General features: G+C 42.9%; 16 protein-coding genes. 13 read left to right on the forward strand and 3 right to left on the reverse strand.

Annotation, left to right across the window (positions count from 1 at the left end; translation table 11 throughout):
- Positions 1–136: 136 nt before the first annotated feature.
- From AACW75_RS10790 to ggt, 11 genes are all read left to right on the forward strand, one after another.
- Positions 137–499, forward strand: a complete 363-nt coding sequence (locus tag AACW75_RS10790; RefSeq protein WP_017073944.1) for a hypothetical protein — start codon at positions 137–139, stop codon at positions 497–499.
- 3 nt (positions 500–502) lie between these two features.
- A complete protein-coding gene (locus AACW75_RS10795) occupies positions 503–1,852 on the forward strand; it encodes an HlyD family type I secretion periplasmic adaptor subunit (protein WP_145568757.1) in 1,350 nt (449 codons plus the stop codon).
- 3 nt (positions 1,853–1,855) lie between these two features.
- Positions 1,856–4,087: an ATP-binding response regulator gene (locus AACW75_RS10800; RefSeq protein WP_145568755.1), complete on the forward strand. Its 2,232-nt coding sequence runs from the start codon at positions 1,856–1,858 to the stop codon at positions 4,085–4,087.
- A complete protein-coding gene (locus tag AACW75_RS10805) occupies positions 4,062–5,486 on the forward strand; it encodes a TolC family protein (protein WP_145568753.1) in 1,425 nt (474 codons plus the stop codon). The genes AACW75_RS10800 and AACW75_RS10805 overlap by 26 nt, the downstream gene beginning before the upstream one ends.
- Complete coding sequence (locus tag AACW75_RS10810; RefSeq protein ID WP_145568752.1) at positions 5,476–7,059, forward strand: ABC transporter transmembrane domain-containing protein; 1,584 nt, start codon at positions 5,476–5,478, stop codon at positions 7,057–7,059. The genes AACW75_RS10805 and AACW75_RS10810 overlap by 11 nt, the downstream gene beginning before the upstream one ends.
- Complete coding sequence (locus AACW75_RS10815; RefSeq protein ID WP_145565493.1) at positions 7,059–9,197, forward strand: ATP-binding cassette domain-containing protein; 2,139 nt, start codon at positions 7,059–7,061, stop codon at positions 9,195–9,197. The genes AACW75_RS10810 and AACW75_RS10815 overlap by 1 nt, the downstream gene beginning before the upstream one ends.
- Positions 9,198–9,305: 108 nt before the next feature.
- Positions 9,306–9,680, forward strand: coding sequence for a hypothetical protein (locus AACW75_RS10820; RefSeq protein ID WP_145568750.1), 375 nt, complete (start codon positions 9,306–9,308; stop codon positions 9,678–9,680).
- A 215-nt stretch (positions 9,681–9,895) separates the two neighbouring features.
- Complete coding sequence (locus AACW75_RS10825; protein ID WP_145568748.1) at positions 9,896–13,078, forward strand: response regulator; 3,183 nt, start codon at positions 9,896–9,898, stop codon at positions 13,076–13,078.
- Between the two features lie 9 nt (positions 13,079–13,087).
- A complete protein-coding gene (locus AACW75_RS10830) occupies positions 13,088–13,564 on the forward strand; it encodes a hypothetical protein (protein WP_017073952.1) in 477 nt (158 codons plus the stop codon).
- Between the two features lies 1 nt (position 13,565).
- The gene (locus AACW75_RS10835) at positions 13,566–14,633 is read left to right on the forward strand and encodes a sulfate ABC transporter permease (protein WP_145565491.1); all 1,068 of its coding nucleotides are present in this window, start codon (positions 13,566–13,568) and stop codon (positions 14,631–14,633) included.
- 258 nt (positions 14,634–14,891) lie between these two features.
- Positions 14,892–16,622: a gamma-glutamyltransferase gene (ggt, locus tag AACW75_RS10840; RefSeq protein ID WP_145568746.1), complete on the forward strand. Its 1,731-nt coding sequence runs from the start codon at positions 14,892–14,894 to the stop codon at positions 16,620–16,622.
- A gap of 224 nt (positions 16,623–16,846) precedes the next feature.
- On the opposite strand, the gene AACW75_RS10845 is transcribed toward ggt, so the two are convergent.
- On the reverse strand, positions 16,847–17,905 hold the full coding sequence (locus AACW75_RS10845; RefSeq protein WP_145568744.1) for a HEAT repeat domain-containing protein: 1,059 nt from the start codon (positions 17,903–17,905) through the stop codon (positions 16,847–16,849).
- Positions 17,906–17,987: 82 nt separating this feature from the next.
- Positions 17,988–19,319, reverse strand: a complete 1,332-nt coding sequence (locus tag AACW75_RS10850; RefSeq protein WP_135456890.1) for an anaerobic sulfatase maturase — start codon at positions 19,317–19,319, stop codon at positions 17,988–17,990.
- Between the two features lie 137 nt (positions 19,320–19,456).
- On the opposite strand from AACW75_RS10850, the gene AACW75_RS10855 reads away from it, so the two are divergent.
- Positions 19,457–20,245 carry a formylglycine-generating enzyme family protein gene (locus AACW75_RS10855; RefSeq protein ID WP_145568742.1) on the forward strand — a complete coding sequence of 263 codons (789 nt, stop codon included), beginning with the start codon at positions 19,457–19,459 and terminating at the stop codon, positions 20,243–20,245.
- 209 nt (positions 20,246–20,454) lie between these two features.
- Positions 20,455–22,137 (forward strand): alkaline phosphatase family protein, encoded by a 1,683-nt coding sequence (locus AACW75_RS10860; RefSeq protein WP_145568740.1) that lies wholly within the window; start codon positions 20,455–20,457, stop codon positions 22,135–22,137.
- 129 nt (positions 22,138–22,266) lie between these two features.
- On the opposite strand, the gene AACW75_RS10865 is transcribed toward AACW75_RS10860, so the two are convergent.
- Positions 22,267–23,361 carry a substrate-binding domain-containing protein gene (locus AACW75_RS10865; RefSeq protein ID WP_237297420.1) on the reverse strand — a complete coding sequence of 365 codons (1,095 nt, stop codon included), beginning with the start codon at positions 23,359–23,361 and terminating at the stop codon, positions 22,267–22,269.
- Positions 23,362–23,441: the final 80 nt, after the last annotated feature.

Raw genomic sequence — 23,441 nt, forward strand, 5'->3', positions numbered from 1 at the left:
GACACCATTTTGAAAAACCAAGTTTTTATACAACTTTTTTCATATTTTTCTTTTTATACATAAAGAATGAAAAAAAATTTGAAAACTGTCTTTAAAGATCCTTAGTTATTGTCATTAAAGCAATTAAGGCAGTGGAATGATGATAGACATGACGAATTTGTTGCGTTCAATCGGCAACAACCACAAAGGGCTGCAATTGTTGTTAGGCGACTTTTATCAAGATTTTTCAGACGCAGATATGAACATAGATACTCTCCATGACAAGCAGCGTTTTGATGAGCTCAGCAGTTACTCAAAAAAACTGAAAAGCATCTTAACTTTGCTCTGTGACCAAGACCTACCACCCAAGATGGCCAAATTGGAACATTTGAGTAAACACCACTTCCCTGCGCCTGAAGCGCTTTTAGAGGATGTAAAAACTGAGCTACAAAACGTCAATCGACAGATCAATCACTTGTTGGATATTAAGGAAGTAATAGATGACAAGTCATCGAGGTAGGTCATGAGCAATAACCAAATAGAGCATCACCTTAGAAAAGCGCTCGTTTCTAATAACGAAGCGTCTAAGGTAACAGCGGATGACACCATCGTGCTCGCCAGTGCCATGACCAGCGTTCACAAAACGTTGCTCATCATCTTTCTGCTCGCTTTGGTCGCTATCGCTGTAGCGTCACAAGCACGTATCGACATTGTCGTTTCTGTGCGCGGTGAATTGCTACTGGAATCCGACGTCGAGAAAGTTCAACACTTAGAAGGCGGCATATTGGAAGAGATGTTAGTCCGAAAAGGAGAAGTTGTTTATGAAGGACAACCAATCGCACGAATACGCTCATTAGACCGCAACACACAACTCGATACCGTGAATACCGAAATTACTCAGCTAGAGCTAGACAAAATTCGTTATGAAAGCCTACGTGACATGATCGAACCAAACTTCGCTTCTTACATCGAAAAGTTTCCGGAACAAGTTCAGGTAAACATGAATACGTGGCAGCAAGAGTTCTCTAAAAACCGCTCTAACGAAGAGCTCATTACACACGATATTAAACACAAGAGTTCTCTGATTAAATCGATGCTTAAGCGTCGTAAAAGTTCAGAGAACCAACTATCGCTCATTCGCAAACAACTCAACATCAAAAACACGCTTTATAAAGAAGAGATGGCGTCGTATGTCGACGTTCTGAACATGAAAGTACAAGAATCCAATATGGTACGTGAGATTGAAAACCTCGATGAGTCGGTCATGAATGAACGTTTTCAGCTCGACAAACTTGAAAAGCAGCACCGAGACTTGGTTGAGAATCGAAACTCAGAATACCAAGCACAAATCATTCAGGCGAATAAAGACCTCAAGCTTAAACGAATCTTACAACCACAACATTCCGACAAGGTTGATCGATTAGTCGTCTACTCTCCGGTTGATGGTGTGGTCGATAAATTGCACTTCAACTTCCGATCGGCAGTAATTCCACCAGGTGAGAGTATCGCTGATATTGCACCGATTAATAACTCCCTACACGGAGAAGCAAAGATCCCTCGTAAAGACATGGGTTTTGTTGAAATTGGTCAGGCTGTGAAAGTAAAAATGGACACTTATAACTTTGCAAAATACGGATTTGTTGAGGGAACGATCGCCTCAATCAGCCGTTCATCATATGAAGAAGAAGATGCCGAATTCTATTTAGCCGAGATCGAAATTGACCGAAACTTTCTTGAGCGAGGAGGCACACAATACAAACTATCGCCTTACATGGAATTTACCGCCGATGTAAAAACAGGCTCGCGTCGCGTAATCGAATACGCAGCGAAACCTGTGATGTCTGCCATTGAAGATGCATTCGATGAGAGGTAGTCAATGAGCGGAAAACCTTCATACAACATTTCAGTTCCAGCGCTACGTCTTAGCATAGGGTTTAGCGTGGTATTAGCCACGCTCGCTTTCTATTTATACTTTTCTTGGTCAAAAGTAGATTCAGTAGCGCAAGTGCAAAGTGCCCCACTGCTCATACAAGCTCAGAAGCTTAATCAGACCATAGAACAAGATATTCAAACTCTGCAGCAGTGCTTAAGTACCGACACTTGTGGTACTAACGAATTCAATCTAGTTAACTTGAAGCGTGAAATAGATGAATTTCGATCTTTAGCCTCTTTGAACAAAACTGAGTTCAGTTTGGTTGGAGCAACTGAATACACGCAACTGGAATTAGCGATTAACCGCTTCTCCGATAGCGCTAAAGCACGTACCGATGTACTCGATTTATATCTATCACTGACCAACAACTATCTACAGATGGATGACAACTACCGCACCATGTTTAACAACCATGCGAGCGATTTGATGTCTGAGAAAAACGAGTTCTTTGTTTGGTTGTTTATGGTGGTCGTAATACTGGCCGTGATAACGGTTCTATCTAACGCAGTCGCCATGTTGAAGCTGAAAAAATCCAGCTCTAACGAACGCGAAATCGACTACGAGTTCGATGCACTATATCAAGAACTAAAACAGTTAGATTTACAAAGGCTTGAAGAGCTTCTTAATGAAGTGAGTATCAATCCCAAACAGCGTCAGATCTACTCCCATCTAAAACTGATCTTCAGTAAATTGGAAGACCAAAAGCGCAATAACGATCTCTACAAACAGTTGTATGCACTCATCGGCTATGAGATTCGCGGAATCACCAATACCATTAACGGCGGTGTCCAGTACCTCGTTCAAGAAACCGATGAAAACGGCGTGTTGATGGCGAAGGACATTACCTCTGCATGTAGCACCCTATCTGAGCTAGCAGAAAACTATAATCGATTGATTTCACAGGGTACGGAAAGCAAGTCGAAAGAGTTTTCTCTGCTGAGCGTGTTATCTGAATTGATGATTCATATCAGCGCCAAAGTTCAGAGGAACGAAGGTCAACTTGACTGCTTTATTTCCGACAACTTACCTAATCGTGTTGAAGGCCAATCTACCAGCTTGTTCTGGATCTTGTTCCTGCAGCTTTCTAATGCCATCCAACTCAAATCAAACAAGAAGTTGTTCGTGACAATAGAGTCTGGCGCAGCTTCGGATATGGAAAATACGCGTGTCACCATCAACCTTAATTTCCTTTCAACGTTAGATGTCTCTGTCGCCAAGCTCAATAAGCTCCATTGGAGCGATCATAAACACCATACTGCTAACACAGACGACTTAGCGAAAAGCGTATTAAAAGATTACGGGTATTACGAAAGTCACTGGTTCCAATCGGGTACACAGGAACGTTTTCAGATCGAGCTTGATCTCAAGGCGAAGAATTTCCATACAGAGAAAACACGCTTCGATGGCAAACGTTTACTGCTGTGCGCCAATACACAAGTTCGTATCGATGTAATGAAGAAAATGCTCAACAACTTGGGGCTTGATATCACTGAAATCCGCACTGCAAATGAGTTGTTTTCAGCGGCGAAGACCTTTGGTGAGTACGATGCCATCATGCTGACCGATACCTTTGAACCTAACAAGCTGCCATCACTGAGCAAAACGGTGAAATCTCAACTTAAGAATCATCCAAATACCAAGCTGTTGCTATCAGTAACCAATACTCAGCATGCACAAGAGTGTCACAGCTTCGTCGATAAGATCATCAACTCCCCTGCGATTCCTTATGAGTTTATTCCGAACTTACTCACCATTATGGAAGCAGAAGCATCAGAAGAGCAGATGGAAAACAGTTCATTCCTTATCGTAGAGGATGACCGAGTTCAACAAATCTTACTTAAACGAATCCTCACCAAACAAGAGTATGAACCAGACACGGTTGGCGATGGTGCCGACGCAGTTGAGCACTTTATGAATAAACGTTCTGACATCATCTTCATGGACTGCATCATGCCAGGTATGGGCGGCATTGAAGCGACCAAACGCATTCGCCAGTTTGAACAAGAGAACGAGAAAAACCCTTGTACCATCATAGGGGCAACCGCATTGACCAGCAGTAACGAACACCAGGCTTGTATTGAAGCCGGAATGGATTACGTGATCAGCAAACCTTACAAAAGCGACCAAATCATCAAGGTGATCAACAAGTATGTGGCGGTACAGAAACTTAACTAGCAGCATTATGGCTGCGCTTGCATTCAGCACAACACCTTCAGCATCGGCGACGACCCTGCTTGAGGCGGTAGAGCTCGGCCTACAAAACAGTCTTTCTCTTCGTGCGAGCAACAAAGGGGTTGAAGAAAACGAGTACAACATTGGCGTCAGCCGATCTAAGTTTCTCCCTTCGCTTAATGGTGCCGCCGATACCACCTGGAACGAAAATGAAACCTTGTTATCAAGTGTGCCTGATGAGACCTCAAGCTATAACTCAAACAGCTACAGTCTTTCCCTTTCCCAATCAGTATTCAACCTTGGCGATATTTTCAAATACGGAACAGCAAAGCTCGACTTCAATATTGAAGAGATTAAACATGAGAACAAAATTCAAAGCACTATTTCGGAAATCGGTTCACAGTATTTTGAATACCTGAAAAACAACGCTCAAATCAAAGCGACTAAGGTTGAGCTTAAATCGTCTGAGACTCGTGAACATCAGATGCGACGTAACGTAGAGCTAGGAAATACAGCGGCCAGTGAACTGTACGAAGTTATTGCTCAAAAAGAAGGTGTGTCGAATCGATTAAGAACCTTGCAGAAAGATCGTCGTGTCATTCTTAACGGGCTGTCTATTCAAATTCAGTACCCTATTACGCCATCACAAGATATATATGAAAGTGTCCCGTTAAAGGAAATAAATGAAACCGAACAGCGCACGATCATGGATCAAGCCTTAAAGCTCAATAACGACTTGTTAGTAGCAAAGAAAAACGTCGAAAGAAGCCGAAGAAGCTTAAAAGAAAGCGGTTCGAACTTCTTACCTACCGTTTCGCTTTCAGCCAGCTATCGTCACGATGATGCCAATAACTACGACAAAACCGACATAACAGCGACCGGCGAAAGCAACTCAACAAGCGTAGGGCTGAATCTCGCTGTACCTATCTTGTCAGGTGGTTCTGACTACTATGGATATCAAAGATCTTCAACTGCCATTGAAAGAACTGAATTGCTTTACCAAGACTCGCTATACACCACACGCAACAGCGTTAACACCTCAGTTCTCAACATTAACGATTTCTCACAGTCTATAAGCAGTTACGAAAACATCATTCGCGCTAATTATGCCTCTTACAAAGGTATCCAAAGGGCGTACCAGTTAGGCACGCGTACTATCACCGATTTGCTTGCCGCAGAAAGTAAATTGTTCAGCGCGTTAAGAGACTATGAAAGCGCACGTTACGACTACATCATCGAAACCATCAAGCTTGAGCAGGTTAAAGGCGTGCTTTCCGTGCAGTCTATAGAGAGTGTTATGCAGCTAATGAGTGACATCGAAGGTCGAAACAAGCAAGAATTAGTGCCTAAACACCTGCTCTCAACGTCGTCTTTGAGAAAAGGAGTTAGCAATGCAAACTGAGCAATTTTCTCAAAAAATCAACATGGCAGATAAATGCTATCTGACTTTCTCGACAATCATTTCAACGCTATTTGGTTTGGTGCTGCCCTTCTCGATTCTGATCATTTTCGACCGAGTCTTGCCCAACCAAGCACAAGACACGTTGTTCTTGTTGTTCGCGATTATCTTGATTTCCATCTTCCTCGACTACCATCTGAAAAGTCAGGAAGAGAAGATTTCTTCCGTAATCATGAGACAGTTTGAGACCAATTTAACCAACAAGGTATTCCAATCCATTTGTTTGGCTGAAATCTCCAAATTTCGCCGCTTAGAACCTGGTGAATACCTAGAACGGATCTCAACCATTCCTGAGCTGAAAACCTTCTTTGGTGGAGAGTCGGTTCGAGCCCTGATAAACCTTGCCGTCAGCGTGATAACCATCCTCATCATCGGCCTAATTAACATATGGGCAGGCGTTACACTTCTGATTGCCTCGGTTATCTTAGCTATTTTCGCTTGGAGCCTGTCTAAACAAAAGATTGGCAGCCTACAAAACAAGTCTGATATTGAAGGTTTAACGACGTCCAAAATCATTGAAATCATCTCTAGTCCACTTGATATTAAAGCGCGAAACATGGAATACCGAGTTGAAAGTTTGATGACACAGATGGTCGAAGAGCGTGAAGTTGAGAACATCAAATATGAACAAATTGAATCGAATTTTGGTTTGATCTTGGCGCTGATACAACAACTCTCGATTGCTTGTGTGGTTGTGGTTTTAGCAACCGCGGTTATCAACATGGAATCAAGCCAAGGCATCATGGCGGCAATCATTATGCTGACCAACCGTTACTTCGCGCCTTACCAACAAGTAATGCGTACTGCGAGCCGCTGGGAATTAAACAAACTCCATATACAACGTATCGCGGAACTGCTTGAACTGGCAGCCTCTGTTGAGCATCAACATGAAACAACAGAAGTTGAACGTATTTCAATCAAGTACTCTGACAAACAACGTATCGAGTTTGAACTAGGACAAGCCTACCTGCTCACAGGTAAGAGTGGTGCAGGCAAGACACACTTAGCCAACTGTATTACGCGACAAAACAATGATAGCAAACTAGAAATAATGATTAACGACACGCGTCTAGATGATGTTAACTACAACGTGTGGCGCAACAGCGTGCTAATGGTAGATAAAACCAGTTCGTTCGTAGAAGGATCCATTATTGATAATCTGACCTGCTTTCGACCGAGTTTGAATAACACTGCGTTTGCGTTATGTGAAACCATGAACATCAAAGCACAAATAGATGCCCTGCCGGCCGGCTTTTACACTGAAATCAAAGGCCATATGCGCAATCCATTCTCGCGCCAAGTCGGTTACGCTTTGTTGTTAGTCCGCGCTCTGCTCGCCAGTAAACGCGTCTTAATATTCGACGACATCGATTGTGTCTTTGATGATGAATTTGCGCGCGTGGTGTTAACCAGTACCGCTTATCGTGCCAATGACAAGATCCTGATTATCGCCAGTAATAAAATGGACAAACTTAACCATCGCCTCAAACGTGTCAAACTTACGGGAGGTGAATAATGAGTATCCTAGTAGACTTCAACAATGTTCCACAGCGCGTAGCAGATTTTGAATCAAGCGGGTATGACGAGCGCTACAGCCAATCACCTCTGATTCGAGGTTTGGCCTACACCCTGATAGCACTTGAATGGGAAGGGACTCCTTCTATCCTCAGTGACGCCTTTATTCCAAAACCGAAAGACAGCGATAGCTTTACCGCAACCATAGAACGCCTAGGGTATCGCTGTGATGTCACTAAACTTAAAACACTCGAGAATATCGATAAGCACCCTCACCCATGCTTTATTGAGATAGAAAACCTTAATGCCATCTTTTTGGGGACCAAGGATGGCAAGTTGCTTTTGTTCGATTACACGAACAACAACACCATTGAATATCCAATGTGTAAGAAGCCCTGCTTATTGATTGCAATTAGTGAATATTCTCGTCTGTTTCGCGAACCCCCACCCGAATCCCAAGATAGAAGTAATTGGATAAAATACGCTTTTTACCGCTACAACAATGAACTCAAAAGCCTAATCATCCTAAGCTTTGTGATCAGTATCTTAGGAGCGTTGCAGCCTTTCTTCATTATGAGCGTGTATAACTTCGCACTCACCTCGAGTTCTCAAGCAACGCTCTATTGGTTGACCTTGTTTGCCGTCATTGTTGGTTTCTCGGAATACTTCTTTAAAAAGATGCGGGTCAACATCATTGCGACCTCCGGTAAAGATCTCGCGGTGCACATATCCCAAGCCGTAATATCGAAGCTTCTTTGGCTGCCCTACGCGATGACATCAACCGCTGGCGTTTCATCCCAGTTAGCTCGTTTGAAAGATATCGACACCTTCCGTCGATTAGTGACTGCAGAATCCACCCTAAGCTACTTTGATATGCCATTTGTGATTGTATTCATCATTGCGATTGCTCTGATGTCTGGCACCGCAGCTCTTGTGGTGATGGGCGGCTTAATCTTGATGTTGGTGTTCTGTGTGTACTCACGCTATATCTACTCACAAGCCACATCCAAAAGCTCTCGAGCTAACGCGATGGTGTCTTACCAATGGAATGAAATTCTTCGTGGCATCAAGACCATTCAAGGCTTGCCTCTACTGCGTGTGGTTCAATCTCGCTTTAGCGCTTCGCATATGCAAAGTACCAGTGATGCCGAGAACGTAGCTGTGACAAACAGTAAAATTCAGGCTGCGGGCGGTAGTTTAATTCAGGTGATTGGTACTGCCAGTATCGTGACTGCAGTAATTGGGGTAATGGAAGGCACTTCAGATGCTGGCGCCATGCTCGCGACCGTTATTCTGGTTTGGAAAGCATTAGGCCCGATCATGGGCATCTATAACTCAATTTCTAAGTTTCAATCCATAAAGGCGTCATCGGCACAGATAAACAATTTAATGTCGATGAATGACGACAAGCTAACGCTAGAGAAAAGTCCGCCTATTCGCCTGTTCCAAGGCAGCATTGTGGGCAGTGGGGTGAGCCACCGTTACACCGGGGCCGCAACAGGCTTAACCAACCTTGGTTTCAAAATTCCACCCAGTGCAAAAGTGGTCATCTGTGGCCCGACAGGTTGCGGAAAAACAACGTTAATTTCTATCATTGCAGGGTTGGAAGATCGCTATCAAGGCGCAGTGTCCGTCGATGGTTACAACATTAAGCAATTTAACAGTTATCGATATCGTACATCGATTAACTACATCCCTTTTAATCTACACATTTTTGAGGGCTCTTTAGAAACCAACTTCATTCTACACAATGGGCTCATTCCAACAGATAAGATGCAAGAGATGGTGAGCTTCTTCGAGTTAGATGAATGGCTACCAGAAGGCTTAGCAACACAATTAAGCGTGGATAAATGTAAAAGTCTTCCCAACGGAATTCAGCAAAAACTGCGCTTAGCGCTTGGCCTAGGTAACTGTGAGCAATCTCTGATCATCATTGATGAACCGTTCAACGGCTCTGAAAATGAAAATGCACAGTATTTTAATCGTTTGTTCACCGATAAACTTCTGAATAAAACGGTGATTTTTTCCACCAATGATCCTGGTTTGATTGCCACATCAAACATGAGTTTAGTCTTAGAATCAGACGGGAATTTGAAATATTTTGGCTTAACAGACAAATACTTAAACAGTTTGAGTTAAAACTTCAACGCTTATTCACAATTCACTCTTTAGATAAATGGATGTAATTGACAAATTCATAAGTGAGAGGGATGATTCAGTCTCAAAACATTGGTAACAAGGAAGCAAATGTACACTTTCGTTGCAGACAAGCTTGATGTAGCGTACTTATCCGCGATTCCTGAAGGTCATCAACTTCAGGACTGTGACGTACCCGAAGAAGAAATCGAACTCAGAGAGATCGTTGAAGTTTGGTACGTGTGTGCATTCCTACCCGCTTTCAATCTTAAGAAAATTGACATCGCAAACAAAGCCGAGCTGTCCGTCATACAAACACATGCTTTGAATAACGATACAAATACGCTCGCTTTTTTATTAAAAAACAGAGCATATCGTGCCGCGCTAAAGCGAATGCTAGGAATTTGGACATTAGAGCCTTCAGCAAAAACGGTGTTAGAACAGCTTCTATTTGAAGTAACTCAAGACAAAAATCGTGCTCATTAGCGCGTCTTTTAGGTTACTCATCAATAAGCATAAAAAAATAAACCGACTGCCAATCGCTATAAACCACTAAAAACAGAATCCATTTCAAAATAAGCTCTGGAATCACAAGAACTTATACCCCTCCCACACTTCCACTAAATTTACAGTTTCAAAGTTTCCATATCATCATTTTTATTCTACTGTTTTGATATAAAAACAGTTGGATGGATCCTTATATGGCAATTACGGTCTGGAATAACCTTTCAGTCAAACATAAACTCTTTGGCTTAGTTTTACTTCCCATTTCACTACTGCTCTTTCTTGCTGGCAGACAAGCTTTTATCTTGACGACTCAGTTAACCGACTTTGAGCGAACGAATCAGTTATCAGCCTATCTTCAAGATATTTCGGTCTTGTATCGAAGTACATCAGCTTCTAGCCCTGAAGAGTTCGCGATGCAAAGCAGCCAAGTAAAGGCAGAATTAAAAAACCTATCCCCAATCATTTTTTTAGATGCTGCTGATGAGATGAATCAACTTGTTGCTGATTTTAACGAAGCGACCCTTTCTACGATGCAAGCTACCGACAGTTACGATAAATTGGACGCACTTGAATGGCAGAGCGATTTGTACAAACAATTACTGCTAGAGGTTGAAAAAGTCCCATTTGAAAACACCAAGCGGGAAATTCAACAACACCTCACGGCCTTGCAACAACTTGAATGGTTGATGTTTTGGTCGAACGAGGAATTCAAACTCGGTACCTCATTGATTGAGATATTCCAAAACAGCCAAGAGTACGATCCTGAACTTGCAGAGCAAATCGAAACATTGAGCGAAAGACAACAACTGTTTTTAGAACGCTTTGTTTCGTTGAATGCAAACGAACATCAAGTATCTTTAATGGTTGAAGTATTTAGAAATGATGTTTTCGCTCAGAGTCAAGAAATCAGAAGCGCTCTGCTAGACCTCAACGCAATCAGCCAACTTACACCACAAGAAATCTCTGTTGGCCTAGAAGCGATGAGTGCTCGACTTAACTTGTTGCAAAGCCTTGGAGGGGTAATTAAACAGGAATTCCAAACAGAAGTTGCTCAAGCGATTTCAGATGCCCAAATGGAACGAACACTGTTTATCTCCATCGTCGCCTTACTCGCCACCATTGTTATGGGCTTAACCTTGAGTCTGGCAAGACAAGTGACGAATAATCTTGGACTCGTCCTTAATTTTTTAAAAAGCGAAAACGATGAAACCCGCCCCTCTCTGGAAAAACTGATTCAAGGTAAGGATGAACTCAGTCTTTTTGCTCAACAGGTAGAACGACTAACCATCGAAAGAGAACACGCCAAAGAAAAACTAACCCTAGCAAAAGAAGACGCAGAAAAAGCGAAAGACCACGCCATACAAGCTAGCAAAGCTAAAAGTAGTTTCTTGGCCAACATGTCTCATGAAATTCGAACCCCTCTCAATGGCGTCATTGGTATTTCAGAAATACTGGCTGATACACCACTGACACCAACACAACGAGATTACGTTGATACCATTGAAACCTCATCTCAACTATTACTCAGCTTAATCAACGACATCTTAGACTTTTCTAAGATCGAATCCGGCATGCTGCTTATCAGCCCACATTCAGCATCCATTAGAGAGTCGATATATGACATCGCTTCTATCGTTGCACCAAAAGCAAAAGAGCAGAAAGTTTTGGTTAACGTCGATATCAGTCCAGACACCCCCGCTCGAGTGATGATAGACGATCATCGATTAAGACAAATCTTAATGAACTTTATGTCTAATGCGGTGAAATTTACTGCCGAAGGTGGGGTGACATTATCCATCCAGACTCTCAGCAATACTGAAAACAACGTGACCATTAGATTCGCAGTTAGGGATACCGGTATTGGTATCGATAGACAGCAGCAGAAACAGATATTCGAACCCTTTGCTCAAGAAGATGATTCAACTACACGTCAGTTTGGTGGCACGGGGCTTGGCCTGGCGATTAGTACGCAATTAGTTGAACTGATGGGTGGTCAGATTCAACTCGATTCCGTTAAAGGTGAAGGCAGTTGTTTCTACTTCGATTTAGAGTTACCCGTTGACTTAATGCTACCGAAGCCAAGCATCGCAACTGCCGATATTTACGTACTTGGTAACGAGAACGAGCTATCTAGACGCATAGAATGCGACCTCAATCTTTATGGTCTAAAAGTTACTCAGCAAACAAGTGATACGGTTGCAATAACAGAACAACTCGCTGCTCAAAAGCACAATAAACCAATCACTGTTGTTTTTGCTGAAGACGATGCGTTCCAAGCCAGTGACTACTCGAATGACTTGGACAAGCTGCATCAGAATGGAATCACTATTTGTCTAATTCGTTCATTTCTTAGCGAGCCAGCCGATATCGGAGACTGTGTTACAGCACAAGTATCGCAGCCCCTACTCGGCTTGCGGTTAATTAAAGCGGTTGAACTTTGTGATACACAAGGTCTAGCTGAATTATCAGAGGCTAGCCAAGCACCTTTAGAGATACAGCATAAAATTCTTATCGTCGAAGACAATAAAATTAACCAGAAGATCGCTGGTCTTCATGTTGGAAAAAGTGGTTTCGAATTTGAGTTTGCTAACAACGGCCAAGAAGCCATAGACAAGTTCACAGCAAACCCTCATTACGCTGCGATCCTGATGGACTGCATGATGCCCGTTATGGATGGTTTTGAAGCAACGAGTAATATTCGACGAATTGAACAAGAAACTAAGGCTACACGCCGTATTCCGATCATTGCCTTAACCGCCAGTGTTATTGATGACGACATTCAAAAATGTTTCGACGTAGGTATGGACGACTACGTACCAAAACCTTTCAAGTTCGAAATGTTAAAAGAGAAAATACTCACCGCAGTAGAAGCAATGCCGCTTCCTAGCGGGCATATCCCTCCTGCTACATCAAAAGCTTCAACCATAGCCCCGATTCACAATGCTAATTCAGCTAAACCAACGTTACCGGAAGAAGTCGACCAACAAACAGTGCCAACTAAATCCGAAAGAATATTGTTAGTTGAAGATAACCGGGTTAATCAGAAAGTGGCATCTGTAATGTTAACTAAAGCGGGATATGCATTTGAAATTGCTGAGAACGGGCAAATCGCCGTTGATATGTATCAAAACGACAGTAGCTTCGACATTATTCTCATGGATTGCATGATGCCAGTTATGGACGGTTTCACAGCGACAAAAGAGATAAGAGAGCTCGAGAAAAATCTAGGTTTAAGAAAGACGCCTATTATCGCGTTAACGGCCAGTGTTATCGATGATGATATCCAAAAATGCTTTGATTCGGGTATGGATGGATACGTAGCGAAGCCAGTGCGAAAAGAAAAGCTATTCCACCAAATAGAAAGTGCGACTTGTTAGGAGAAACCAATGGATTGGATCAGAACGATTAACGCACTCTCTCGCAGAGTTGTGCTACCAACCGCAATTGGGCTGTTAGGGAGCTTACTCCTTTTCACCCCAGCGCATGCAGCGGAAGATTACGCCATTTTTTCTTTAGATTCTGGTTTTGAAGAGATATCAATAAACAAAGCCAGAAAGCTATATCGAGGAAAAACCAAACGCCTGAACGGCAAGCGAGTAGAACTATCAGATTGGCCTGAAAACAGCACCGAAAGAGAAGATTTTTATCAGCTGTTACTTGGGAAAAATGCAGCTCAAATGAACGCGCATTGGGCTGGCTTATCTTTCTCAGGGAAAGCGCGTTATCCAAGAGAGATCAAACAGGCTTCAGCTGACAGCTTAGTTAATTGGCTGGACGACAAACCAAATCGTATTGGTTACTCACCGCTCTCTTCAGTTCCTCAAAATGCCAACGTTCTATACGTTATAAGTTCGGAGAAATAACATGAAAAAAATAATCACGTCAGTGCTATGTGCTTCAATTGCCTCTCCGGCCTTTGCCATTATTGAACTTACCGATAATTTGTCATTAAGCGGATTTGGCTCTACGTCTTGGGCAAAATCAGATAACGACAATCCTTTAATCATTAACCGCGGTTTTACTGATGAAAACTGTTATGACTGTGATACCACGTTTGGCGTTCAGTTAGATTACTACTACAACTCGTTCAGAGCCTCAGTACAAGTTGTCAAACCACCACAGTTTGAATGGAGTGACCCACAGTTAGAATGGGCTTACGTCGGCTATGAGTTTAATGACTTCGATGTCAGTGTAGGGCGATTAAGACTTCCACTTTTCCTTGCATCTGAGTATTACTATGTGGGTCAAGCCTACATGACAGCTAGACCGCCTACAGAGGTCTATAACAGCGTACTTGGCATCACGGCTTTCAATGGTATCAAAGTGAGCTGGACTCATGATGTAAGCGATGAAGCGACCCTATTACTCTCCCCATTCTTCGGTATAAAAGACAATAATGAAGTTGATTTCAATTCGACAACCGAGCTTGAGTTTGAAACCAATCGAATGTTCGGAGCGAACCTGCAGCTTAGTGGTGAAGATTACCGTTGGAACTTATCTTTCCTAGATTCAAATTTTGATCAAACGGTTAAAATCAAAAACATTGGCTCTCTTCCAACAGATGACAATCAGCATATCCAACTTTGGTCTTTGGGTGCAGAATATGAATTTGGTCAAGCTGTGCTTTCAAGTGAGGGGCAAATTAGCGACTTCTCATCATCGATGTATGCAAGTTTGGGCTATAGATTAAGTTCATTCACTCCCTATGTAGTTTACGGAGCAGAGTTTGATTCACACGAGCACCTAACAGGAAACAGCTACCTAATTGGTGTGGATTACGATGTGTTACCAAACGTCTCTATCAATGGTGAAGTGCAATATTTTGAAGCTCGTAAAACAAACGGGGCGTTTGTAGAAGATTTTAACGCACTCACTGGCTTTGATGATAAAGATGCGGTGCTCTACACCATCATGCTAAGTTTCGTTTTCTAACCTAGAATTAAACAATCGTCATTCAAATCAAAGCCCAAGATAACCACTCTACCTTGGGCTTTTTTATCGCTGTAATTTTTCAGTCCAACCTATCGAAACATAAACCATAACTATCGTTTCAATGGTGAATATTGAGATGGTTTTATTCCAATGTCAGAGCCGTCAACATTGTGTCAAAAGGCTGCAAACTCACGAACTTCACTCCCATTGCTCGGTCAACTTCACAGCAAATAAAAAGACACCTTAAACGGAGAACGCATGCGAATAGCGACTTTATCTTTAAGTTTGGTTTCAGCGGTCGGTTTCGCGGCCGAGCCAAATCCTTTTCCAATTACGCCAGATGAAAGTGGCGAAGAGTTTATGGTAAGTGCAACTAACCCATACGTGAGTAGTACTGGGTATTCGATACTCAAAAAAGGTGGTAATGCCATTGATGCAATGGTGGCGATGCAGATGACCATGTCGGTCGTAGAACCAGATATGACGGGAATCGGCGGTGGTACTTTCGCTCTGTTTTACCAGCAAGACAAAGACCAGTTTCTTGCACTCGATGGGCGTGATGAAGCCCCTTCAAGCGCCACACCCGATATGTTCATCGAAGATGGTGAAGCGCTCAGTCGCAACAAGATTTTAGGCCCTCGTTCTGTTGCTATCCCTGGCACACTTCGCTTGCTTTATAGCGCTCATCAACAATACGGAAAAATGCCTTGGTCTGAACTAGTTCAACCCGCCATAGATCTCGCAAGCAAAGGCTATGCGATGAACAGCTACACCTACGACATCGTAGTTCGTGAGCAAGAACGGTTGATTGAAGATCCAGAAATCAAAGCACTCTATTGGAATAGCGACGAGATTAAGCCAACAGGCACTTTAATGAAAAACCCAAAACTTGCCTATACGCTCGCGAACATAGCTCTGCGGGGTGATCAGTATCTCTATGGTGGAGAGTTTGGTAAGCGAATCGTTGAGACGGTTAACAGCCGAATCGACTCAGACCACGCCAAGCTTTCTATTAAAGACTTTGAGCAATACAAAATGAAGCAACGTGATGTTATTGAAAGCGACTATCGTGGCAATAAGATTGTGTCATTTGGCTATCCTGCCTCTGGAGGCGTGATGGTTGCTCAAAGCCTTGAAATGTTAGAAGCCTACGACTTGGCAAGTATGTCGACAACGGATGTTGAACCATGGCGACTAATGACAGAAGCAATGAGAATAGCCAAAGCCGATCGTATCGCTTATGCAGGTGACCCGGATTTCGTTGAGGCACCCGTTACTGCCCTACTAAACAAAGCCTACATCGACGAGCGACGTAAACTCATCCCTGAAAGTGGCATAGCTAAAACCAAACCGAAAGCAGGCAAGTTATCCAATACTGAATACGCTCAGTATCAAGGGTTTGAGAGCCAAGACACTGGGCATATTTCCATTATCGACAAAGATGGTAATGCCATTGCAATGACCAGCACCGTCGGCACGGGAATGGGATCCGGAGTAATGGTCGATGGCGTGATTCTCAATGCACAAATGGCAAACTTTTCTACAAAGCCAACCATCAACGGTAAGCCCACTCAAAACTCCATTGAAGCAGGCAAGCGACCTCGCTCAGCGATAACGCCATTAATGGTGATGGATAAAAAAGACGACCTGCGTTTAGTGGTTGGTTCTCCTGGTAGCTCACAAATTCCGGGGTATGTGTTAAAAACCGTGGTTGGTGTTTTAGATTGGGATCTGTCTGCGCAGGAAGCAATTGACCTTCCAAACATCCAATACGGCACCAAGATCGACCGCACCAAACCTTATGACCCAACAGGTTTATTGGTCGAGAAGAAAACTTACGCTGAAATGTTGGTGCCAGAGTTTATTCAGCTCGGTTATCCAGTACATGTTATTCCTGTGGTCAGCGGCTTGAACGCCATTGAAATCAAAGATGGCAAGATCCATGGCGCAACAGACAGACGTCGTGCATCTAGTTCTATGGGTGAGTAATTAGTCGAAATGAGCAAAGTAATATAGGTGACTAACGATATAGGTGACTAACAATATAAGTGGCCAGCAATAGAAATGGGTAAGTAATGAACTTGCCCACTTTTTCTTTTCCAACCTTTGTTTTGTCTAAGCATTAGGTGAATGCAAAAAAGCCAGTCGAATATATCGACTGGCTTTTAAGCTTATGTGCTCTGATGATCTAAGTTTACGCGGTTAATCTAAACTTACGAGCTTGAGCTCACTCGTTTTTCTTTTAATTGCTCAATAACATAGTCTGGTGCGACTTTACCTAACTCTGTCAGGCAATCATCAGTTTTTTCATTACCGTAACGTACGTAAATATCACAAACCGCGTACAGTTGTTCTGGAGAACCAGAAATCAAATACGCTTTCTCGAACGATTTAGTCGATTTATCGATATCCAACTCTTCTTGTAATACCCCATTGAGATACCAATAGTAGCTGTTGTCTTTTGCAAGGTTAGCGGCGACCTCGATCTCTTGAGCGGCTTGTTTCTTTTCTTCTAAGCGAACTAAAGTCAGTGATTTAGAGTAATGCAGTGCCGCGTTGTTTGGCACTTGCTCAATACCACGATCTAACACCGCAACTGCTTCTTGATCTTTAGTTTGCGCTCTAAAGTTATCTGCATAGCTCAACCAAACTTGGGCGTTGTTGCCATGGGACTGCACTAGCTCAACATAAATAGTTTCCGCTTTTTCCCATTCGTTATGCCAACGTAAAACATCAGCAAACAACAATTGAAACTTTTCAGATTCTTGTGTTTCCAAAAATGTGATTAGCTCAGCAACAGGCTGTTCTATTTGAGCTTTTTGCTCGTCATCTAACGTATTGTAATCACGAACTAAATTGGATGTCGCTGTGTGACGCACCATTGAATCACTGTCTTTTAGCAAAGGAGAAACCAACGCCCAACGGTGCTCCAATTGATATGGTGCAGAACCGATAACCGACGCTTCACGAACTTCAGGGTTTTGATCCTTTAAGCCTCGCGCAACTGCCACCAGCGCATTCTGGCTTGGGTATGATGCTAGCTCCTGCAGCGCGCCAGTGCGGTTTTCAATGGACTGATTCTGATCTTGAGCCATGTAAGACAGCTGTTGAATACGCGTTTGAGTGTCCGTCATTTCGAGCACTTGATTGATATTTTGAGCAGGTGCATCAACGGTTTCTTGAACGCTATTCGCTGCCATCGCAGACGTTGATATCAATGCGGACGTTGAAACCAATAAAGCAACAGCCGTCGCTAAACTCTTCTTCATCATAGTATTACCTTAAACTGGGGAACTTAGCCTGTCCTTAGACTCGTTTCTTATTAAATTAAGGTCTGCTGACCTAAAAAATCCGTTAAAACTTTGTCTCAAACGTCGCTTGTTGCACCTGTTGTGCTCGACGCGCCATCACTATTGAGTCACTGAATTTTCCATGAGCAACGGGATGTCCCATCGCACGAGCGATGTACGCCATCGACTGATCAACATGAGCAAAGAACTTGTGCCAACCGGCACATAAATAGTTCAAGCCCGGTTCACCTGCACGAGTTTTAATAAAGCGATTTTTAGGACACTCTCCATGGCAGGCAAACTTATAGTCACATTGCTGACATTGGCTAGTCAGTGTGCGTGATTTAGCAAAGCCAAATTTCTGTTGGGGCGCGCTGTAAGCGAGATCCTCAAGCTTCTCATGATGAATGTTACCTATCTTGTATTCAGGGTATACATAGTGGTCACATGAAAATACGTCGCCGTTCGGCTCCATCGCCAACCCTTTTCCACATATTTCATTCAAAGTACAAAGAGGATTTGGACGGCCAATCCATGTTTCTAGACTGGCTTCAAAATACTGAACAAACACTTTACCGATGTCGTTCTTCGACCACTCATCAAACACAGAAATAAGGAAATTACCCCACGCCAAGTCTGACACACACCACGATTCCATGATGGAATCTTTATGACCAGGGATCAGACGCTTGTCGCCTTGTTTTAATTGTTCGCTCACTTGAGATGTTTGAGGCGCAACCGTTCTAAAGGTTTTTTGCTCTACGATAGGAATGAACTGCATTTGTGGTGATTTAACTTCATCGCGTAAAAAGCGATACACCTCTAATGCATTTTGGCTGGTTAAATTATTCACACAGGTAAGCGTGGCGAACTTCACTTGATATTTGTGCAGCAGTTCGACTGCCGCCATTACTTGCTTGAATGTGCCACGTCCTGCTCTGTTGGTACGATAGGCGTTATGGAGCATTTCTGGGCCATCAATACTTAAACCGATCAAGAAGTTGTTCTTCGCTAAGAATTGCCCCCAATCGTCATTCAAAAGTGTGCCATTGGTTTGTAGGTCATTTGAAATCAACACACCTTGAGGTTGATACTTCTTTTGTAGCTCAACCACTTTTTCAAAATACGCTAAACCCAGCATGGTCGGTTCACCGCCCTGCCATGAGAAAATAATTTCAGGGGTATTTTGTCCTTCGATGTATTGTCGAATGTAAGTCTCCAACGTCTCATCATCCATTCTTGGAGAACTGCCTTTCTTGTACTCCAACAAATCTTGCTTACTTAGGTAATAACAATATTTACAGTCAATGTTGCACGCTGCGCCAATCGGTTTAGCCATAACATGTAAGCGCTTAGACGCTTTACCGTTATATTGTGGACCTTGAGTAATGTGCATGATTTACCTACCTATCTTAATGTCTTGTTCCCATCATAATTCCTAATAAAGTCAGTGGCATGTTATACCCTTTATAACCAATAGGAATGACCTTAAACGTTAGAATCACAGCCTATTTCGAACATTTGAGGCACGTGATGAAATTTTTCAATTACAAATATTTAGCAGCAATTAGCAGCGCTACCATGACAATTTTCCTGAGTGGCTGTGTAAGCGTGCCTACACACCCAATCGCCCAACAAATTGACCAAGATATGGTGCTGGTTGAAGGTGGTACATTCACCATGGGTTCAAACAACTCTGACGCAACCAAAGCAGAGCGACCTGCGCGTAATATAACTGTAAATAGTTTCTACATTGCAAAGTTTGAGGTAACTCAAGAATTGTTCGAATCTGTTATGGGTTCATCTCTCAGTTACTTCCAAAACCCTCAGGTTCCAGTCAATAACCTCAGCTGGCAACAAGCTAACTATTTCGTTGAGCAACTGAACGAATTAACGGGCGAGGAATACCGCCTTCCAACTGAAGCCGAATGGGAATTTGCAGCGAAAGGTGGTAACAAAAGTAAAGGCTTTACTTACAGTGGTTCCAACAACTTAGATGATGTTGCGTGGTACTCAGCAAATTCTAAAAATAGCGCACATCCTGTCGGGCTAAAGAAACCAAATGAACTAGGCTTATATGACATGAGCGGAAATGTTGGAGAGTTTGTGATTGATGCCTTCGATGACACCTTCTATCGATTCGGTCCAACAGACAACCCAAACAATGCAAAACACAGTGACGTTGGTTTATCACATAAGTCGGTACGCGGCGGCAGTTTTGCGTATGACGAAAATGAATCTGAAAGTTACCGTCGTGACTTCGCAAGCCAATCGATCACGATGTCGGATATGGGCCTGCGCCTAGTGAAAGATGCCGACTAGTTACGCTACCAGCGCAAGCTCGTTACAGATCATAACTAGTTACTGATGAAAACCGCGAACGAATTAAGGCTGAAACGAGTAAAAAATTCGACAAGTAAAAGAGACAAGCTAACGAAACACCCCATGGTCACTGAACAGAGGTCTGCCTCTGTTCAGTGTCCAATCCAGGTCATTTGAAGTAACGAAATCACATCGAAGAAGGACACTCTATGCAATACACCAAAATTTCTGGCTTAACACTTGCCGTGCTTTGTGCATTTCCAGCGTCGGCAGCCGATAAGCCAGACCTAGTCCTACAAATCACGGTAGATGGCCTACGTGCAGACCTTATAGAGCGGTATAAGCACAACTTCGGTGAAGGTGGATTTCGATATCTAATGGACGACGGTACTTACTACACCAATGCAAACTACCAACACGGCAACACAGAGACCATTGTGGGTCATGTATCGCTTGCAACCGGTGCTCCGCCGAGCGTACACGGCATGGTAGGTAATGTTTGGTATGACCGCAGTGAAGAACGTTTGGTTTATAACGTAGAAGATGGCAACTACAAGATGTTAACTTCAGGAGCGGGAGTTGATAAGGCCACCGAGATCGACCCAACGCAGAAGACAGCACAAGGTGATGGCCGCTCCCCAGCACCAATTCTCTCGACCACTTTTGGTGACGAGCTGACTATTTCAAACAGCGGTAAATCTAAAGTATTTGGCGTATCGGTAAAAGATCGCGGCGCAATATCTCTCGCCGGACATAGCGGTAAAGCTTTTTGGTTCTCAAAAGCACAATCTGAGTTTGTAACCAGTAACTATTACTACGATGAATATCCAGATTGGGTATCACGTTGGAATGAAAAAGCTATTGCGAGTCAATATTCTAAGCAAAAGTGGGAACTGTCCTTACCTCGTGAGAAATACACCCTGCAAGAACACAACATGGACCACAAGGTTAAACTAGGCAGTTTCGAACGCACGTTCCCACACCCTTACGGCCCTGCTAGTTACAAGTATTACAGTACAACATTGACCGTAAGCCCTGCTGGAGATGAAATCACTGAAAACTTTGCTAGTACGTTGTTGATGCAAGAGAAGTTAGGCCAAGGTGATGTGACTGATTATCTCTCCGTGAGCTTTTCATCGAATGACTATGTGGTCCACCTTTATGGTCCGGAGAGCTTAGAAACGGAAGACAACTTGATTCGTTTAGACAAAACAGTTGCGAAGCTTTTAAAAACTGTCGATAACCAAGTCGGTTTGGAAAATACCTTAATTGTCTTGTCTGCCGACCATGGTGTTCCTGAATCATCACCTGCGGCAAACGCTCTCGGCTTCCGACAAGCACAATACTTCAATAAAGATACCCTTTTATCGCAAGGTGTAGAACAACGCTTGAAGAGTGAGTTTGGTTTAGGTAAAGACGCCATTCGATTGTATGCACAACCTTACATCTATCTGAACCACGACGTGATTGCCAAGAAAAAGGTCGATCTAGCGAAAGTGCAAAATGCCATCGCTGATGAAATTGCGAAAGTGAAAGATGTTGCATTTGCAGTATCAAGCAGTGATATTGCGGCTAACCGAGTACCTGATACTCATGTGATGCAGCTAATCAAGAATAACTACCACCCTGCTCGCTCTGGTGATGTGTATGTAGTTTTTGCTCCACGTAGCTACATTAACGACATGGAAGGCCTTCAAATTGCCTCTACGCATGGCTCTCCATGGAAATATGACACTCATGTACCGGTAATTTTCGCAGGTTATGATGTTGAAGCTCAAAAGATCTCTCGTGCAGTTACGCCATACGATATAGCACCTACACTTTCGAATAAACTGGGGATCACCCAACCAAGTGGCTCAATTGGAGAGGTATTACAAGAGATCACTGAATAGACTAAATCTCTAAGGTTTCGTCATCTAGATTTCGAATCCAGAATCCACTCAATAAAAGAGTCGTTTATCATATTAAGACTGACTCAGTCGAAACAGATAAACGACTATTTTAGGTTTTTACGGTCAAAACTAATTTTTAACAGAGTAACGAAATGCTTCTCGCGTCAACTGATTCAACTCATCGTCATTCATTTTGTTATGTACAACCGTAATACGCCCCAAGTAGATCAACGGCACTTCTTCTTGTCTTTCTTCTAGGTGGAACTTAATAGCTTCTGCGGTCGCAACGCCAAGGTCATCACTCATTCGCATTGGAGTAGCGTCTAACTCATCGGAGCGAATTTTCTCAATTTCCTTTGCCGTTCCTCCCCAACCTGTGACATAGATTTCAGACAACCGATCAGCTTTGCCCAACGCATCAACAGCGCCCATTGTCATCGCCGTATTTGCATTGTGTACCATTGTCACTTCAGGGAAATTACCTAAAACCAAACGAATCCCATCGGCACCACCGATTTTTTGATATTGACCGAAGTGTTCATATACCGTTAACCAGTCGCCTCTCTCTTCAACACAATCTATAAAACCTTGTGAGCGTTGGGTGTCTGTTATTCCAGGAATCCCTCGATTGGCAGAAAACTCAACTTCACTCCCCAATTCTTGAAGTACGTGTTCACACAAAACATCCGCGCCCATCGAACTGGAAAAATCGAACCAACTGTCTGGTTGATGTACCCATTGTTCGTTTGGCGTGTGAAACGCCCAGATAAAAGTTTTGAAGTCTTTAGACGCAGACAACTTCTGAATATTACCGGCTTGAATATCCAATTCAGACGGTCCAAAAATAACGAAATCATAAGGCGCCTCAGAGTTCAGAACATGCTCTGTATGTTGTGTCTGTAACGAGTGTTCGATCTGTCTTGAAGTGAACTCCTCTATTTCAAACGGCAGCTCTAGATCAATGAGGCGCTCTTTCAATGCGATGTAATTTCGTATCCAAAAGTCAGAAATATCTGCACTTGGGTAAATTAATGCAATCTTAACTGGTTTCTCAACTGTCATCGGGGCCATAGATATCGGGTCTCCACTGACAGTCTCTTGAAATTTATCCAGTTTTTTTACGTCTGAGGCTGTGTTTAAGCCACTTGCATTCACATGCAAAGGGAAAGAAAAACAAGCTGTAATCAGGGCTAGCAAGACGTTTTTACAAATTCGATGCAACATAACTGTTACCAAATGTTTGAATGTTTATTAACATTATTATAAATATAGAATGATAATGAATTAAAGCCTTTTATAGAGCC

The organism is Vibrio sp. L3-7 (assembly GCF_963898195.1).
GTDB lineage: Bacteria > Pseudomonadota > Gammaproteobacteria > Enterobacterales > Vibrionaceae > Vibrio > Vibrio echinoideorum.